A 17,969-nucleotide genomic window follows, 5' to 3' on the forward strand; every position below is an offset into this window, starting at 1 on the left:
GAAAAAAGCATCATAAATAAAAATTCATCCTTAAAAATACTTTTTAAAATGAACAAATTCATAAGAAACATTATAGCTTTCTCCCTTAAAAATAAGGCCTTTACTTTTTTCTGGGTGGGATTATTGGCCGTAGCAGGATTCATTTCTTTCAAGAATATGCCAATCGATGCTTTTCCGGACGTAACCAATACCCAAATTATTATCATTACTCAATGGAATGGGAAAAGTGCCGAAGAAGTCGAACGTTTTGTAACCTCACCTATCGAGATCTCAATGAACTCGGTACAAAAGAAAACCAGCGTTCGCAGTATTACAATGTTTGGTCTGTCAGTGATCAAAATTATTTTTGACGATGGAGTCGATGATACTTTTGCACGTCTTCAGGTCAATAACTTACTAAAAAATGTATCTCTTCCCGACGATGTAGAACCGGATGTTCAGCCGCCTTATGGACCAACAGGTGAGATTTTCAGATATATTGTAAAAAGTGACAGTAGAGACAGTAGAGAATTGTTAACCTATCAAAACTGGGTAATAGACAAACAATTACGTTCTGTTCCCGGTGTTGCCGATCTAAACGTTTTTGGAGGGCAAACTAAAACCTATGAAGTTGGAGTTGATCCGATAAAATTAGCCAAATACAACATTACACCACTTCAGGTTTATAATGCTGTAAATGGTGGCAACCTGAATGTTGGTGGTGATATCATTGAAAAAAATGGTCAGGCCTTTGTTGTTCGTGGAGTTGGTCTTTTAAAATCGATCCAGGATCTTGAAAATATTATTGTTGACGATGCCAAAGGAAACCCAATTTTAGTCAAGAATTTAGCCACTGTGTATGAAAGTGCGATGCCAAGAGTCGGACAAACCGGTTTAGCGAAGAACGATGATGTTGTTGAAGGTATCATCGTCATGCGAAAAGGCGAAAATCCACAAGAAACTTTAGCTTTAATTAAGGCCAAAATACAAGATCTGAACGATAATGTGCTTCCAAAAGACATTAAACTAGTAACCTTTTACGATCGTGATAATTTAATGAACTTCACGACGGAAACCGTTATGCACAACTTATTTGAAGGAATCATTCTCGTTACCTGCGTAGTATTCCTCTTCATGGCCGACTGGAGGACCACTTTCACCGTTTCGATTGTTATTCCGCTTTCCTTATTATTTGCCTTCTTATGTCTTAAAATGATGGGAATGAGCGCTAACCTGTTGAGTTTAGGTGCGGTCGATTTCGGAATTATTATTGATGGTGCTGTAGTAATGGTCGAAGGACTATTCGTAGTTTTAGATCATCGCGCACATCAACTGGGAATGACGGCCTACAATAAAATAGCAAAAGGAAGTCTGATTAAAAAAACCGGAGCAGAAATGGGTAAAGCCATATTCTTTTCTAAGTTAATTATTATCACAGCCCTCCTTCCTATATTCTCTTTCCAGAAAGTAGAAGGAAAAATGTTCTCACCTTTGGCATATACCCTTGGTTTTGCTTTAATGGGAGCCTTACTATTTACGCTAACATTGGTGCCTGTTTTATCACATATTTTATTGAATAAGAATGTGAAGGAAAAAAACAATCCGTTTGTTAATTTCTGGGATCGAATAGTAAGTAAAGGTTTTGCGTGGACTTTCAAACACAAGGTAAAAGCACTTGTAGGATCTATAGCGCTTTTAGTAACGGTTTTCTTTTCAGCTACCTTTTTAGGAACCGAATTTTTGCCTCAGTTAAACGAAGGTGCCTTATGGGTAACAGCTGAATTACCGATGAGTACATCATTGCCTGAAAGTGTTAAAACAGCAGCGATGATTCGAAAAGATTTGGAAAGTTTTCCAGAAGTTAAAAATGTTTTGTCGCAAACCGGAAGAAGTAACGACGGAACAGATCCGAATGGTTTCGGGTTTATACAGCTTCAGGTGGATTTAAAGCCAAAATCAGAATGGACGCGAAAAATAACAATGGACGAACTAATTAACGAAATGGACGATAAATTAAAAGTTCATCAGGGAATTACGTACAACTACTCACAACCCGTAATTGATAACGTAGCCGAATCTGTTGCCGGTTTTAAAGCCTCCAATGCCGTAAAAATTTATGGAGATGATCTTGACAAACTGAATGAACTATCAAACGAAGTCTTGGCACAGATTAAAAACATCCCGGGTATTAAAGATGCCGGAATCCTTCGAAATGTTGGACAGCCTGAAATTAGTGTTGTTTTGGACCGAGATAAAATGGCTGCTTACGGTGTAACACTGAGTGATGCACAGGCCGTTTTAGAATTAGCATTTGGAGGAAAAACAGCTACTCAAAAGTATGAAGACGATAAAAAATTTGATGTGAGAGTACGTTTTTCAAAAGAGTATCGTAAAGATGAGAATGATATCGCCGAACTTAAGGTTCCAACGATTAGCGGAATTAAGATTCCATTAAAAGAAATATCCGATTTAAAGACTATCACAGGTCCTGCTTTTATTTATCGAGATAATACCAAGCGTTTTATTGGGGTAAAATTCTCAGTTCGTGATCGAGATCTGGGAAGTACCATTGCCGAAGCACAGGCAAAAGTAGCTAAATTGAAACTTCCAACTGGCTATACTGTTGGCTGGACAGGGGAATTTGAAAATCAGGTTCGTGCCAGTGCCCGATTGGCACAAGTGGTACCGATCAGTTTAATTGGGATATTTGTGCTCTTATTCATTCTGTTTGGAAATATTAAAGATTCGCTTTTGGTTCTGGCTAATGTTCCGTTCGCCATTATTGGCGGAATCATTGCTCTGCATCTTACCCGAATGAATTTTGGAATCTCTGCTGGTGTTGGTTTTATCGCATTACTGGGAATCTGTATTCAAAACGGTGTAATTCTGATCTCTGAATTTCATCATAATTTAAAAGCAAAATTCTCACTCGAAGAATCTATTTTTATGGGAGTAAAAGCCCGAACAAGAGCTGTTGTGATGACCGCATTGATGGCTTCGATAGGTTTAATGCCGGCCGCCATTTCTACCGGAATTGGTTCTGAATCACAAAAACCGTTAGCCATTGTAATTATTGGAGGTTTAATTACGGCAACGATTCTAACCCTTTTGGTATTCCCTATAATCTTCTGGGTATTCAACCGTAAAAAACATATTCCAATTGAATAAAAACATTGAAGATAGATTAATTGGTTAAATTAATTTGATTAAGTTTTAGCGAAGAAAGCATCATTATTTTTAATGGTGCTTTTTTTATATCATTTCAGGAAAAGAAACGCTCCTCCTTTCATTAAGATCATTTTAAATCTCTGTGATGCTCTGTGTGCGCTTTGTGTGGCTTTGTGAAATAATAATAGAAACAAGACATCACCCCTATAAAATGAAAAACGACCTTCTGCTCAAGGAAGGTCGTTTCATATACTAACTCAAAACTAGATTTAAACTTCTAAACTCTTATTTTAAACCTTTTAAAATGGCTATTGCATCTGTCGCATTCGATAATTCTGCATATTTCAAAGCGGTAAAACCTTTCTCATTTCTGGCAGAAGCATCAGCTCCTTTTGCTAATAATACTTTCAAAATATCCACTTTGTTATAACGTGCAGCGATCATTAAAGGTGATAAACCTTCTGACATCTCGTTAACGTCAGCTCCATATTCTAATAATTTTTTAACGAAATCTAAATCTCCTTTACTAACTGCCACATTTAATGGTGTTGAGAAACTATTTACGATCTCTAATTGTGGTTTCACAACTGTTGTGTGATTTGATGCCATTGAAACATTTGCAAATGCTACTAAAGCTACTCCTAAATAAACGATTGAATTTTTCATAATGATTGATTTTTTAATTGATTGATTGATGATGATTTTTAAATTCTTTGTAAAGGTAATTTATTTCCATGTATTATGTATAACAAAGTACCATGTTTTAACTAATTCTTAACATTCAATTAATATAAGCTGTAAAAAGTAATTTGAATGTTAATTGTCAGCTTTCTTAATAGACGCCTGAAGATTCGATTTGTTACAGTTTACAGTAAAAAAATATAAAAAATCTTATTATTTTTTTTCATGGCATTAAATACGAACCGTAACTTTTTTAACTTTACGAAACAAAAAACTCTGCAAACAAAGGTGTTACACTTTTAATTACAGAAAAGAAAAAACTAACAACCTAAAACCACAAACTATGAAGATCTTAAAAAGAATTCTAATTGTTTTAATCCTGATCGTTGCTATCGTACTGATTGCAGCTAATTTTATGCCTAAAACTTATGCCATAGAAAGAGAAATCACCATTAACAAACCTGTTGACAGTGTCTTTAAATATGTCAGATCTTTAAAAAATCAAAATGAATTTAGTGTTTGGGCCAATCTCGATCCCAAAATGAAATCTACTTATACAGGAACCGATGGAGATGTTGGATCAGTATCTGCCTGGGAAAGCACAGTAAAAGAAGTTGGTGAAGGAGAACAGGAAATCACGAAAATTACGGAAGGAAAACGCATTGACTTTGCTTTACGTTTCAAAAAACCAATGGACGATACCGCTGTAGGTTTTATGTCAACGGAGACTGCACCGGGAAATCAGACTAAAGTAAAATGGGGAATCAGCGGTGTTATTCCTTATCCAATGAATATTATGCTTCCGATGATGAAAATGGACCAAATGATTGGCAATGACCTACAGAAAGGTCTGGAAAATTTAAAAGCCAAAATGGAAGAATAAAATTTATCGAATCCTTTTTATATAACAAACCCGACAGGTTTTTTAAATCTGTCGGGTTTAGTAATATGGTAGGTATAAAAATTATTATTTTCCTGAAAGGTACTCTAATACATTTTTATTGATACGTTGATCAATATTATCAATATCTGCTTTTACGAACTTTTCTCCCAGAATATTTTCATACAATTCGATGTATCTTTCAGAAACAGATTGAATATATTCGTCACTCATATCCGGAATTTGCTGTCCTTCCTGCCCCTGAAAACCGTTTTCGATCAACCAGCGGCGTACAAACTCTTTAGACAATTGTTTTTGCTCCTCTCCTTTTTCCTGTCTTTCCTGATATCCATCCGCATAAAAGTAACGGGAAGAATCCGGTGTATGAATTTCGTCAATTAAAACGATCGCACCTTCTTTTGTTTTTCCGAATTCATATTTAGTATCTACCAAAATTAAACCACGGCTTGCCGCAATTTCAGTCCCTCTTTGAAACAAAGCACGAGTGTATTTTTCTAAAACAAGATAATCTTCTTCAGAAACAATTCCTTTTGCCAAAATGTCTTCGCGTGAAATATCTTCATCATGAGAACCATTATCGGCTTTTGTAGTAGGCGTAATAATAGGCTCCGGAAATTTATCGTTCTCTTTTAACCCTTCTGCCATTGTAACTCCGCAAATTTGTCTTTTTCCGGCTGCATATTCACGTGCAGCGTGTCCTGAAACATAACCGCGAATCACCATTTCTACTTTAAAAGGCTCACATAAATGTCCCACAGCTACATTTGGATCCGGAGTTGCAATCAGCCAGTTTGGTACAATATCCTGAGTTAACTCCATGAACTTTGTGGCAATCTGATTCAAAATTTGCCCTTTATACGGAATCCCCTTTGGCAAAACCACATCAAAAGCCGAAAGTCTGTCGGTTGCTACCATTACTAAAAGATCGTCATTGATGTTGTAAACCTCTCTTACTTTTCCGCGATAAACCGATTTCTGATTTGGAAAACTGAAGTTTGTAGTTGTGATTGTATTGCTCATTGTCTAGTGTTGTGTTGTTTTTTATGAATGCAAATTTAAAACTAATTAAAAGAAAAAAAGAACCTATTCAGATTCTTTTTTTTAGTCACGGTCTCAGTCGCAGTTACCGGTTTGTAAACTGCTACTGTTATTCCTTTCCCCATTTGTTAATTCCATATGTAAAATAGGATATGGTTTCCCGCAACCGTCTACATCAGACATCGATTTTACTTCAAAACCAAAATGCTGATAGAATTCCAAAGCTTGTATATTATCTTTATTAACATCAACTTTTGTTACATTTAAATTTTGAATGGCATACAGTAAAAGTTCTTTTCCAATACCTTTTCCTATTTCATTTGCCGAAACAAACAGCATTTCCAGATTTTCATCATTCGTGCCCATAAATCCAACAATCTCCTTTGTACTATTCTTTATACAATGTAGTGTTACATGGTCAAAAAAACCAGGGATTATTGTTTTATAAAATTCAAAATCTTCATTCTTTAAAAAATCATGTGTAGCTTTCACTGAAGATTCCCAAACATACATCAAAGCTTTGTAATCACTAATTTCTACTTTATCAATCACTTTATCTTTATTAGAAGTTACTATTCTCTTTTAATCCTATAATTCGTTTCAATTCTGCTTTAAAATACAAAGTCCCCTTTCATGATACATAAATGGGGACTTTACAGCTGCTAGCGTATATTTTATTTTTTCAATAAAGTAGCATTAAACAAGTTTAAAATCCTGCTGTATTCGTCAATCCAGGAATAGGTCTCTTTAAATCCGTGAGCCTCCACAGGAAATGATGCCAGACTCCAATTCTTTTTCTGAAGTTCTATAAAACGTTGAGACAAACGAACAATGTCTTTGTATTCAACATTATCGTCTACCATTCCGTGTAACATCACTAAGTTTCCTTTTAGATTATCGGCATAATAAATAGGTGAACTTTTTTTGAAGGCTTCCGGATCTGTTTCAGGAAAATTTAAAATGTTTCCGGTATATCCGTGATTGTAATGTGCCCAATCCGTAACAGAACGTAAGGCAGCTCCCGAGGCAAATTCACCCGGAGCAGTCAACATTCCCATTAAAGTAATAAAACCACCGTAAGATCCTCCATAAATACCCACTCTGTTGGCGTCAATACCATATTTTTCAACCAAATATTTTTTCCCATCTAAATGATCAGACAAATCTTTTCCTCCCATAAAACGGTAAATTCCGGTTCTGAAATCACGACCGTAACCATCACTTCCTCTATAATCTATGTCCAAAACAGTATACCCTAAATCAGTCAATAAATTATGGAACATATATTCTCTGTGATAATTACTCCAGTAATTGTGCGCATTTTGCAAATAACCTGCTCCGTGAACAAAAATGATTGCCGCTTTGTTGGCATTTTCCGTTTTTGGAGTGTATAATCTGGCGTTTACAGGAGTTCCATCCTGAGCTTTGAAAGTGATTACTTCAGGTTCTCTCCACTTGTATTCTTTAAAACTTGGAGAAACTGAAGATGATATTTGTTGTAAACTCGCATTCTTTTTATTGTCAGCAATATAAAAATCCCACGGAATATTTTTATACGAATAACGTACTAAAAGTGATTTCTCGTCAGGAGAAACGACTACTTCATGTGCTCCGTCTTTGGTTAAAACAGGCTCTAAAGCACCACCTGCCGCAGGCAGTTTATAGAAATTTCTATTCCCCGGATGTGTGGTATTGGTTGTTAAATAAAATGTTTTTTTATCGTTAGACAAGGCTACATCACGAACTTCCCAATTTCCTGTAGTCAATTGTGTCTTTTTCCCTGATTTTAGATTATACGTGTACAAATGTGAATAACCAGTCGCCTCAGATTGGAAATAAATAGTTTCATTGTCTGCTAAAAAACCTAAAACTCCGGAATCAAATGAATAGGATGGAATTCCAGGACCTGCGATCCACGCATCGTCATGCTGATGTTCGATTTCTTTAAATGTCCCGTTCTCAAGATTCAGATTCACCAGCCATCTGTCTTTGTTGTCCTGACTTCTGATCTCTACAATTGCTGCAGAACCATTCTCGTTATACAGAGGAGCCTGAGCTGTAATGAAACGATCTTCCTTAGCTTTATTTTTTAAGTTATCGTACGTTTCATAATACTTCGGATTGTCCTGAATATGACTTAAAGTCGAAAAATTAACGTAATAAACCGTGTCTTTGGCAACAGAGTAAATTCCCAATTTAGTCTTTACCAGATTGGCTATCGAAACTTTTTGTTTTGTATCAGGAGTTTGGTTATAACCGTCATCTGTTATAAAAACCTCCATCTTTTCTTTTTTATTGTCTGATTCTTCAGCCAAACTAAAAGTGGCAAAATTTCCGTTTGGATCTGCTTTTAAATTGTAAAAGTTGTCTTTTCCATAAAAATATTCTTTTGCAAAATCAGATTTAACGGCTTTGCTTTTGGCAAGATTCCATTGTTTTTTAGCCGCAGCATCTCTCACAAACTGAAACAGTTCTTTTTGCTGTGTCTTTAAAAAGGACTCTTTATCAGGCGTTTTCTCCTTTTTTACTCCTTTTTTAAAGTTTGTTAACTGCAAAACGGTTCCTTCTTTTGCATTGTACTTGAAAATGTTATCGTTCTGTTCAAAGAAAACAATCCCTGAAGCCGCACCAAGTTCAACATTTGAAACCGGAGTGCTTTGCTGAATAATTTTCTTAACTGTTTTTGTACTGATGGAATACGAATACAAACCTCCTTTGTCGCTGTAATACACTACATCAGAAGTTGGTTTTCTTTTAAAATCCAGCTTAGAAAAGGCGGCTTCTTTTGGCTCTACCAAAGTTGGCTTTGCTGCTCCTTTTTGCCAGGAATAGGTATTTGCACCCAAATCATTGGTTGGATTCCATTCGAAATATACTTTTTTACCGTCTAAAGACCAGCGTCCGTAAGTCGGTTGATTTCCAGTAAAACCTTCCCCTTTCATTATTTCTTCTAATTTCAGAGTTTGGCTATTGCCCGAAATGGATAGCATAAAAAAGGCAAGAATAAAGATGTTTTTTGTCATGGTATAGTTTTTTGATAAAACAAAAATACACTTTGAAACTTACTAAAAAAATGTTTTTATAACTTCAAGCAGCCAATCCATAAAAGAGATAAAAAAAAGTCTTCAAAAACATATTTTGAAGACTTTCAGATTCTTTGATTGTAAAACTGTTTAAAACTAAAAAGCAATACAGCAAATTCTTATTTTTAATCCATTACGAATTCTTTATTCAAAATCTTAGAAGCGATGTAATTCGCAACACCGTCTTCTGCATTGGTTTTAATTACCTCCAGATCAGGCAAAGTTTCCTTTAGTAAGGCCGGAGCATTACCCATAATTAAACCTTTTCCGGTTGCAGATAACATTTGTACATCGTTAAAACCATCACCAAAAGAGACTGCCTCTTCTAAAGAAAAGCCTTCTTTTTCTAAAACACGCTGAATTGCTACAGCTTTATCAACCGATTTGTCCATGAATTCCAAACAGGTTGGCAAACTAAATGCATGGTGTAAATCACTGGATGAATTTGCCAAAATCGCCTCTTTTAGAGCTACCAGTTTTTCATGATTCTCATGCGAGAAGAAGATTTTAATGGCTGCAAAATCCTCCAGAGTTTTATAATCTACCAATTCAGGGCGGTATTTTAATTCGGCCTGAAAAGCATTTAATCGCTCATTAATTCTATTTGTCTGCCAAACGTTTTCTTTGAACAAAACCACTGTAATTTCAGGATCAATCTCGACATCTAAAGCCGCTTTTACCACATCACTTTTTAAATCGAACGCAAAAAGCTCTTCTCTTTCAGGAGAATGAATCCTTGCTCCGTTTGAACTCACCAGATAAACGGGAATTTCAAGTGTTTCAATAATAGCCATCGCATCTAAATGATGACGGCCTGTTGCTACGATAATAAGATAATTTTGATGGTGAAGTTCCTGAAAAATGGATTTGGTATAATCTGATATTCTGTGTTGAGGGTTGAGTAACGTTCCGTCTAAATCGGTTACTACAACTTTTATATTTTTAAGCTTCGTCATATTAAAATTCAGGTATTTATGAATGACAAAATTACGGCTTTGCTTGCAGAAGAGCAAAAATTACCCACTTCGAAAGCTTCAAAAACAGCAAGTTTATTATATATTTAACTATTACGTTAACTATTCCATTTTAAATATTCAAACTTTAATAATTCCGGTTTTGTATAAATGGAGGGCTTGTCCTATAATTTGTTCAATTCTTTCTACAGGTAAATCTTCTTCAGGCTCAAAAAGCATAATTTTCATTCTGGAGCGGGCTTCCTGAAGTAGAAAAGGTTCATCAAAGTGTTTTCCTTCTACAATTCCGATATACGGTTTTTTGTGTTTTTTATGCGTCCATAAGTAACAAAACATTTTCCCTTTATAACAGAAGAAAGGCATCCCATATTTTAAAACATGAGTAATCTCTTTGTCCTGTCTTAAGATAATCTCTTTTAAGGCCAAAAAGACTCCTTTCCCGGGTTCTTCTTGTTTTTCGTAAAAATTATCAACTTCTTTCATTCCCCATTTAATTTAAAACCTGCATATCTTATTAAAAAAATATTCGTTTTACACCTCTCTCATTAAAGATTAGGTATAAAACGAATATTAATAAATGTTAAAACACATTTTACGATTTACATTTAACATTTCACTATAATTAAACTTAGTCGTGATTTTCGATCTGCTTGTAAGCGTCAATTACTTTTTTGACTAATCGGTGACGTACGATATCTTTATCATCGAGATAAATAATTCCGATACCTTCAATGTCTTTCAGTACCAAAAGCGCTTCCTTCAGACCGGAAATAGTTCTGCGTGGCAAATCGACCTGCCCAGGATCACCTGTAATCATAAATTTGGCATTTTTTCCCATACGGGTCAGGAACATTTTCATTTGTGAATGTGTCGTGTTCTGTGCCTCATCCAGAATTACAAAAGCATTATCAAGTGTACGCCCACGCATAAAGGCTAATGGTGCAATCTGAATAATTCCTTTCAAAATGTAATCTTCAAGCTTTTCGTTGGGAAGCATGTCGCGCAACGCATCATAAAGAGGCTGCATGTAAGGATCAAGTTTTTCTTTCATATCGCCGGGTAAAAATCCCAGGTTTTCACCTGCTTCTACTGCCGGTCGCGTCAATATGATCCTTTTTACTTCTTTGTCTTTAAGTGCTTTTACCGCCATTGCAACACCTGTGTACGTTTTTCCGGTTCCAGCAGGTCCAACGGCAAATACCATATCATTTTTTTTGATGGTATCTACCAGTAACTGCTGGTTAGGCGTCATGGCTTTAATGATTTTTCCGCCAACACCATGAACTAATATTTTGTCATGATCGTATGCTTTTTTTTCATCTTGTCCATCGCTCATAATTACCCGTTCGATCACATTATCGTCAATGTTATTATATCGGGTAAAATGAAGCATAAGCCTCTGGAATCTTTTTTCGAATTCATCTAAAACTTCTTTCTCGCCAAATGCCTTCAAAGTGGTCCCTCTCGCTACTATTTTAAGCTTTGGGTAATACTTTTTAATGATTTCAAGATGCGTATCCTGAGCACCCCAAAAGTCTTTTGGAGCGATGTCTATGAGCTCAATAATTCTTTCGTTCAAATGAGATAGTTTTAAATTAAAAATAAATCAGTTTTTATAAATCAGTAGTTGTCGGGTCTTTTTTTCGTCGCAGTTTCGGCGGGAGTTTTCGGCTGGTGTGACCGAGACTGAAAACTCTGGCCAATAATTGCAATTTGTCTTTTCATTTCTTCATTTTTGCAATTACTATTACTAGCTTTGCATTTCTCAAATTTAATGAAAATTAGATTTAAATACTACCAATAGTTATAAACAAAATTATGTCAATAATTACCCTCACTACCGATTACGGCTTAAAGGACCACTTTGTTGGTTCACTAAAGGGTAAAATACTATCGGAATATCCGGAAGTTACACTTGTTGACATTTCGCATGACATCGACCCATTCAACACAGCCGAAGCGAGTTACGTTATTGGCGCGTCGTATTTGAGTTTCCCAAAAGGAACCGTTCACTTAATTGGAGTAGATATCGAACGCAATAAAGAAAATCAGCATATTGCCATGCAATGGAACGATCATTACTTTATTTGTGCTGATAATGGTATTTTGAGTATGCTTACGCAGAAAATTGTTCCGCAAAAAATTGTAGCCATCAATATACACGACCGCTTTCCCAGCGAATTTAGCGATTTGGATATTTTTATTAAGGTGGCCTGTCACATTTCTAAAGGCGGCTTACTTAATGTTATTGGCAAAGAAATCAAAGAAATCAAGCAAATTACAGAGTTACAGCCCGTAGTTGCCGGCGACAACAACTCTATAAAAGGATACGTGATTTACATTGACCATTTCGGTAACGTAGTAACCAATATTTCGAAAAGGCAGTTTACAGAAGTTGCAAAAGGTCGGGCTTATGAAATTGTAATGAAACCCAAAAGTATCAAAACCATTTTACCCAATTACTCTGCCATTGCTAGTTCGGATAAATACCCCATAAAAACTTACGAAGGAGAGAAACTGGCTATTTTTAACGAAGCCGGATTCCTTGAAATCGCCATTTTCAGAAGCAATCCGTCTAAAGTGGGTTCAGCGAACAGCCTTTTAGGATTAAATTACAGAGATGTAATTACGATTAAGTTTTTATAATATTTTTTGGATTTCAGATCTGGAATTTCAAACTTAAAATACGTAAAATTTCGAATTTATTTTTTTTCATCAAAAGAACAATCAATTTTGGTATTTTTGCGCACCTTTAGTTTTTGAGATATCCATAATCTAAAATCTAAAATCAGAAATCTAAAATTGAAATATGTTTGTTCGAATAGTAAAAATGAGTTTTCATGAAGAGAAAATCCCTGATTTTCTGGAGAATTTCGAAAGTGTGAAAAATAAAATACGGGAAGCGAATGGAAATCGTTTTTTAGAGTTGTATCAGGATAAAAATAATAAATGCATATTTTTCACTTACAGCTACTGGGAAACTGAAGAAGATTTAGAAAATTACAGACAATCTGAACTCTTTAATACGGTTTGGAATTTCACCAAAAAACTTTTCAACGCCAAACCCGAAGCCTGGAGTGTGGATAAGCTGGTGAGTCTGAACTAAATAAAAAATAGTTTCAAGTTTCAGGTTTCATGTTATGTGTATGAACTTGAAACCTGAAACCTGAAACAAAAAAACAAACAATTAAGTTACATGAAATCAATCATTTTAAGAGAAATAAAATCCTTTTTTGGCTCTCCTATAGGTTATTTGGTCATTGCCATTTTCTTAATCAGCAACGGACTATTTTTATGGGTATTTGAGGGCGACTACAATATTTTAAATTCGGGTTATGCTGATTTAACGCCATTTTTCACCCTGGCTCCGTGGATTCTGATTTTCCTGATTCCGGCCGTTACCATGAGAAGTTTTTCTGATGAAAAAAAACAGGGAACACTGGAATTATTATTAACCAAACCTTTATCGATCTGGGAAATTGTAAACGGAAAATTTCTGGGCTCTTTCTTATTAATTGTTTTGTCCATCGTTCCAACACTTATTTATGTGAAAGTCATTTCAAGTTTAGGTGCTCCCGAAGGAAATATTGATATGGGAAGTACTATCGGTTCTTATTTTGGACTATTGTTTTTAATTGCTGCTTATTCGGCAATCGGAATCTTTACTTCTACCCTGTCCGAAAATCAAATCGTTGCTTTTATCATAGCTGTTTTTCTGTGTTTTATTCTTTATTTTGGTTTTGAAGGACTCGCATCACTGATTCCGGGATCTTCTGCTATTGTTTCAGTATTTGGAATGCAGGACCATTTTAAAAGTATGAGCCGCGGTGTAATCGATACTCGTGATGTGATTTATTTTTTAAGCATCACCGCATTGTTTCTGTCGTTTACTGTTTATCAATTAAAATCTTTTAAAGCGTAATGAAATCATCTACTCAACAAAATATTAAGACATTAGGCATCACCGTTTTTGTTTTAATCGCTTTAAATGTATTGGGAAGCTTATTCTTTCACCGATTCGATTTAACCAAAGACAAACGATACACTCTATCTGAAACTTCATTACAAATCGTAAAACAGGTAAAGAATCCGCTATCGATTAAAATTTATATGCAGGGTGAGCTTCCGCCGGACTTCAAACGTCTTCAGCAAGAGACTCGTCAGTTACTGGAAGAATTTCAGGCCTACAACAGCAATATTGTTTTTGAATTCGTTAATCCTCTGGAAAATGAAGACGAAAGCATGGACGTTATTAAATCGCTGTATCAAAAAGGTCTTACACCTATAAACATCACGGTCGACGATAAAGGAAAACAATCGCAAGCTATGGTTTTTCCTTGGGCTGTTGCAGTTTACAATAATAAAGAAGTTAATATACCATTGTTGAAAAACATCATGGGAGCTTCAACAACGCAAAAAGTAATCGGATCAATTCAGCATTTAGAATATTCGATTGCAGATGCGATCAATAAAATTAGCAAAGACAGGCAGAAAAAGGTTGCCATTATAAAAGGAAATGGAGAACTGAACGAAATTCACATTGCCAAAATGCTGCAGCAAATTCGTGAAAGCTATTATATTGGTCCGTTTACCTTAGATTCTGTGGGACAAAACCCAACAGGAACTTTAGCTGCCTTAAAAAAATATGACTTAGCCATTATCTCAAAGCCAACTGAAACGTTCACGGATGAGGAAAAACAGGTTTTAGACCAATTCATCATGAATGGAGGCAAAACTTTATGGTTAATTGACCAGGTTGCCGCCGATATGGACAGCTTGTACAACCAGGCGGGAGCGACTCTGGCTTATCCCAGAGATCTGAATCTTAACGATATGTTTTTTAAATATGGAATCCGAATCAATCCTGATCTGATCAAGGACGAACAAGGAAGTCCGCTTAAACTTGCTACAGGCGAACAAGGAAGCGCTACACAATACCAGGATTTTATATGGAAATACGCTCCTCTGGTGCAGCCGAGCAGTCAACATCCGATCGTTAAAAATCTGGGGGGAATCAAATTTGATTTCGCCAGTCCGATTGATACGTTAAAAAACGGAATCAAAAAGACAGTTTTACTACAATCCTCTCCTTATTCAAAAGCAATCGGAACTCCGGCTCCCATTACTTTAAACAGCGTTACCGAAAAAACGACTCCGCAGGATTATGCAAACAAAGGAAATATTCCGCTTTCGGTTTTATTAGAAGGATCCTTCCACTCCGCTTTTGAAAATCGTGTTTTGCCTTTCAAAGAAAACTCGTTTTTAGCAAAAGGAAAACCAAACAAAATGATCGTAATAGCTGATGGGGATCTGGCCAGAAATCAACTCGACAAAAATATGATGCCGGTTGAATTGGGCTATGATCAGCATACCGGAAACCTTTACGATAATAAAGATTTTATGATGAACTGTATTAATTATTTATTAGACGATACAGGACTTATTAACATTAGAAGTAAAGATGTCAGTCTGCCATTATTAGACAAAGAGAAAGTTTATGAAAATTACACGCTCACGCAATTCATAACTATCGGACTTCCAATTCTAATTTTATTGATTTTCGGACTGGCATTTACCTACATCCGAAAAAGAAAATACAGTAACTAGATGTTAATAAAAAAAATGCACAAATTAAGATTGTTTACGATATATTTGTAAAACCTATCTTAGTTGAGAAAAGACTAGAGAAAAGAGCAAAAAAATAAAACAATAGAGATGAAATTTATAGTATCGAGTTCGTACTTATTAAAACAATTACAAGTTTTAGGTAGTGTAATTAACAGTAACAATACGTTGCCAATTTTAGACAACTTTTTATTTGAACTAAACAACAGCGAACTGACCGTTTCGGCTTCAGATCTTGAAACTACCATGTCTGCTACGTTGTCAATCGATTCTACAAGTAAAGGAAGTGTTGCTGTACCGGCTAAACTTTTACTTGAAATTTTAAAAACGTTCCCGGAACAACCTTTAACTTTTACCGTTGAAGAAAACAATACCGTCGAAATTAGTTCAAACTCAGGAAAATATGCTTTAGCATACGCTGCAGGAGAAGAATTTCCAAAATCGGTAAGTCTTGAAGAGCCATCTGTAACACTTGTTCCTGCTGATGTTTTGGCAACTGCTGTAAGTAAAACTATTTTCGCCGCCGGAAATGATGATTTACGTCCGGTAATGTCAGGAGTTTTCTTCCAATTCTCACCAGAAGGATTAACTTTCGTAGCGACAGATGCTCATAAATTGGTAAAATATGCCCGTACAGATGTAAAAGCATCTCAGGTAGCCGATTTTATCATGCCTAAAAAACCTTTGAATATTTTAAAAAGTATCCTGGGAACTTCTGATGCTGAAGTAAAAATTGAATACAACGATTCAAATGCGACTTTCTCATTTGACAATTATATTTTAACCTGTCGTTTGATTGACGGAAAATACCCTAACTATGAAGCGGTAATTCCAAAAGAAAATCCAAACAAATTAATGATTGACCGTTCTTTGTTTTTAAGCTCGGTGAAACGTGTGGCCATTTTCTCTAACAAAACGACACACCAAATTCGATTAAAAATTGCCGGAGCTGAATTAAACGTTTCTGCAGAAGATATCGACTACTCTAACAAAGCAGAGGAAAGACTAACTTGCGATTATCAAGGAGATGATCTTCAAATTGGTTTCAACTCCCGTTTTTTAACTGAAATGCTGACTAACTTACAATCCGATATGATTATGTTAGAAATGTCATTACCTAACAGAGCAGGTATCCTAACTCCGGTAGACGGTTTAGAAGAAGGAGAAACTGTTACGATGTTAGTAATGCCGGTAATGTTAAATAGTTAACATCAAAACTTCTTTTTGTTACAGAGATCTTTTTTAGTTTCAAATTAAAGACATATCATTGTAAAAAAAATACAACATCGCTATTAACCAACCATTTTTTATACCTAGAAACCGCAATTCCCAAAAAGAGTTGCGGTTTTTTATTTTACACAAAACCTAACAAAAATCAATTAAAATCAAAAATAAATCCCATGAAAAAAAAATTACTTACCCTGTTTTTATTAAACTGTATCGCAACTATCCATGCCCAATGGAACGGCACAACAACTACTGCAAATGTAGGTATTGGCACTTTCGATCCAAAAACAAAACTTGAAATCGATGGTTCATCACAAATTGGGTATGAAATCGGTACATTTAAATTGAAAAGTGGAACAGCAAATCAATTTCTTTACATGGGGTACGACGACAATTATTCCGCCGGATACTTGCAAGGTGTTAAACCAGGAACTTCACAACAAAATATATTGCTCGCTCCTAACGGTGGAAATATTGGAATCGGATTAAATAACCCGGATCGCACTTTGACTGTTGCCGGACAAATTGGTGTAAAAAATGGCGGTGTAATTTTTAATAATAACAATAAAATATGGGACATTACTTCAAGCGATAATGATCTTTCATTTAGTGAAACCGGAATTAGAACCCCTTTATATCTCAAATCTGGCGGAAACATAGGAATTGGAACTATTAATCCGACCAGTAAACTTGAAATTGAGGGCACATCACAAGCAGGTTATGAAATTGGCACTTTTAAATTAAAAAGTGCAACAGCAAATCAATTTCTATATATGGGATATGATGACAGATACTCTGCAGGCTATTTACAAAGTGTAAAACCAGGAACCTCACAACAAAATATACTGCTTGCTCCAAATGGTGGAAACATTGGAATAGGAACTTACTCACCGACACACAAACTAGACGTCTGCGGAACAATCAGAGCACAAGAAATAAAAGTTGAATCAGTAAATGGCTGCGATTTTGTATTCAAAGACGACTATAAACTAATGAATTTAAACAATTTAGAAAAATTCATCAAAACAAATAAACACCTCCCAGAGGTAGCTTCTGAAAAAGAAATGGCAGAAAATGGAGTAAACATGAAAGAATTTCAAATGAAACTCCTTCAAAAAATAGAAGAACTTACACTTTACACCATCGAACAAAATAAAAAAATCAAATCTCTTGAAAAAATTGTAAAAAAAATGAATTCCAAGTCAAAATAAAATTTTTCTCTTTCTTGTCTTATTACATATAAACCCGACAGGTTTTAAAAACCTGTCGGGTTTGTTTTCTAAAGAAAAACCA

At 35.4% G+C, this 17,969-nt stretch carries 15 protein-coding genes; 8 read left to right on the top strand and 7 right to left on the bottom strand.

The annotated features are described in order from the left end of the window. The first annotated feature begins 48 nt into the window (after window positions 1-48). Window positions 49-3,147 (top strand): efflux RND transporter permease subunit, encoded by a 3,099-nt coding sequence (locus B0A80_RS19535; RefSeq protein WP_089078382.1) that lies wholly within the window; start codon window positions 49-51, stop codon window positions 3,145-3,147. 285 nt (window positions 3,148-3,432) lie between these two features. Here the strand turns inward: B0A80_RS19535 and B0A80_RS19540 are convergent, their stop codons facing one another. After that, entirely contained in the window at window positions 3,433-3,813 is a 381-nt protein-coding gene (locus B0A80_RS19540; protein ID WP_017496386.1) for an ankyrin repeat domain-containing protein, read from the bottom strand. Between the two features lie 358 nt (window positions 3,814-4,171). On the opposite strand from B0A80_RS19540, the gene B0A80_RS19545 reads away from it, so the two are divergent. Then, on the top strand, window positions 4,172-4,711 hold the full coding sequence (locus B0A80_RS19545) for an SRPBCC family protein (RefSeq protein ID WP_070905696.1): 540 nt from the start codon (window positions 4,172-4,174) through the stop codon (window positions 4,709-4,711). A gap of 84 nt (window positions 4,712-4,795) precedes the next feature. On the opposite strand, the gene B0A80_RS19550 is transcribed toward B0A80_RS19545, so the two are convergent. The 6 genes from B0A80_RS19550 to B0A80_RS19575 all read right to left on the bottom strand — a co-directional run bounded on the left by B0A80_RS19550 (window position 4,796) and on the right by B0A80_RS19575 (window position 11,403). Further along, entirely contained in the window at window positions 4,796-5,749 is a 954-nt protein-coding gene (locus B0A80_RS19550; RefSeq protein WP_089078383.1) for a phosphoribosylaminoimidazolesuccinocarboxamide synthase, read from the bottom strand. 93 nt (window positions 5,750-5,842) lie between these two features. Continuing rightward, entirely contained in the window at window positions 5,843-6,319 is a 477-nt protein-coding gene (locus B0A80_RS19555) for a GNAT family N-acetyltransferase (RefSeq protein ID WP_070905694.1), read from the bottom strand. A 122-nt stretch (window positions 6,320-6,441) separates the two neighbouring features. Beyond that, window positions 6,442-8,790, bottom strand: a complete 2,349-nt coding sequence (locus B0A80_RS19560; RefSeq protein ID WP_089078384.1) for a S9 family peptidase — start codon at window positions 8,788-8,790, stop codon at window positions 6,442-6,444. 185 nt (window positions 8,791-8,975) lie between these two features. Next, on the bottom strand, window positions 8,976-9,806 hold the full coding sequence (locus B0A80_RS19565) for a Cof-type HAD-IIB family hydrolase (protein ID WP_089078385.1): 831 nt from the start codon (window positions 9,804-9,806) through the stop codon (window positions 8,976-8,978). Between the two features lie 138 nt (window positions 9,807-9,944). Continuing rightward, on the bottom strand, window positions 9,945-10,307 hold the full coding sequence (locus tag B0A80_RS19570; RefSeq protein ID WP_089078386.1) for a DUF1801 domain-containing protein: 363 nt from the start codon (window positions 10,305-10,307) through the stop codon (window positions 9,945-9,947). Window positions 10,308-10,452: 145 nt separating this feature from the next. Continuing rightward, window positions 10,453-11,403 (bottom strand): PhoH family protein, encoded by a 951-nt coding sequence (locus tag B0A80_RS19575; protein WP_017496394.1) that lies wholly within the window; start codon window positions 11,401-11,403, stop codon window positions 10,453-10,455. Window positions 11,404-11,642: 239 nt separating this feature from the next. Between B0A80_RS19575 and B0A80_RS19580 the strand changes: the two genes are divergently transcribed. The 6 genes from B0A80_RS19580 to B0A80_RS19605 all read left to right on the top strand — a co-directional run bounded on the left by B0A80_RS19580 (window position 11,643) and on the right by B0A80_RS19605 (window position 17,887). Then, window positions 11,643-12,470 (top strand): SAM hydrolase/SAM-dependent halogenase family protein, encoded by an 828-nt coding sequence (locus tag B0A80_RS19580; protein ID WP_017496395.1) that lies wholly within the window; start codon window positions 11,643-11,645, stop codon window positions 12,468-12,470. 163 nt (window positions 12,471-12,633) lie between these two features. Next, the gene (locus tag B0A80_RS19585) at window positions 12,634-12,930 is read left to right on the top strand and encodes a putative quinol monooxygenase (protein ID WP_089078387.1); all 297 of its coding nucleotides are present in this window, start codon (window positions 12,634-12,636) and stop codon (window positions 12,928-12,930) included. Between the two features lie 90 nt (window positions 12,931-13,020). Further along, window positions 13,021-13,746, top strand: a complete 726-nt coding sequence (gene gldF / locus B0A80_RS19590; protein ID WP_089078388.1) for a gliding motility-associated ABC transporter permease subunit GldF — start codon at window positions 13,021-13,023, stop codon at window positions 13,744-13,746. Beyond that, window positions 13,746-15,431 (top strand): gliding motility-associated ABC transporter substrate-binding protein GldG, encoded by a 1,686-nt coding sequence (gene gldG / locus B0A80_RS19595; RefSeq protein ID WP_089078389.1) that lies wholly within the window; start codon window positions 13,746-13,748, stop codon window positions 15,429-15,431. Before gldF ends, gldG begins: the two co-directional genes overlap by 1 nt. A gap of 108 nt (window positions 15,432-15,539) precedes the next feature. After that, window positions 15,540-16,658 (top strand): DNA polymerase III subunit beta, encoded by a 1,119-nt coding sequence (gene dnaN / locus B0A80_RS19600; RefSeq protein ID WP_026109975.1) that lies wholly within the window; start codon window positions 15,540-15,542, stop codon window positions 16,656-16,658. Between the two features lie 191 nt (window positions 16,659-16,849). Next, window positions 16,850-17,887 carry a hypothetical protein gene (locus tag B0A80_RS19605; RefSeq protein WP_089078390.1) on the top strand — a complete coding sequence of 346 codons (1,038 nt, stop codon included), beginning with the start codon at window positions 16,850-16,852 and terminating at the stop codon, window positions 17,885-17,887. Window positions 17,888-17,969: the final 82 nt, after the last annotated feature.

Origin of the sequence: Flavobacterium tructae (assembly GCF_002217475.1) — a bacterium.
GTDB lineage: Bacteria > Bacteroidota > Bacteroidia > Flavobacteriales > Flavobacteriaceae > Flavobacterium > Flavobacterium tructae.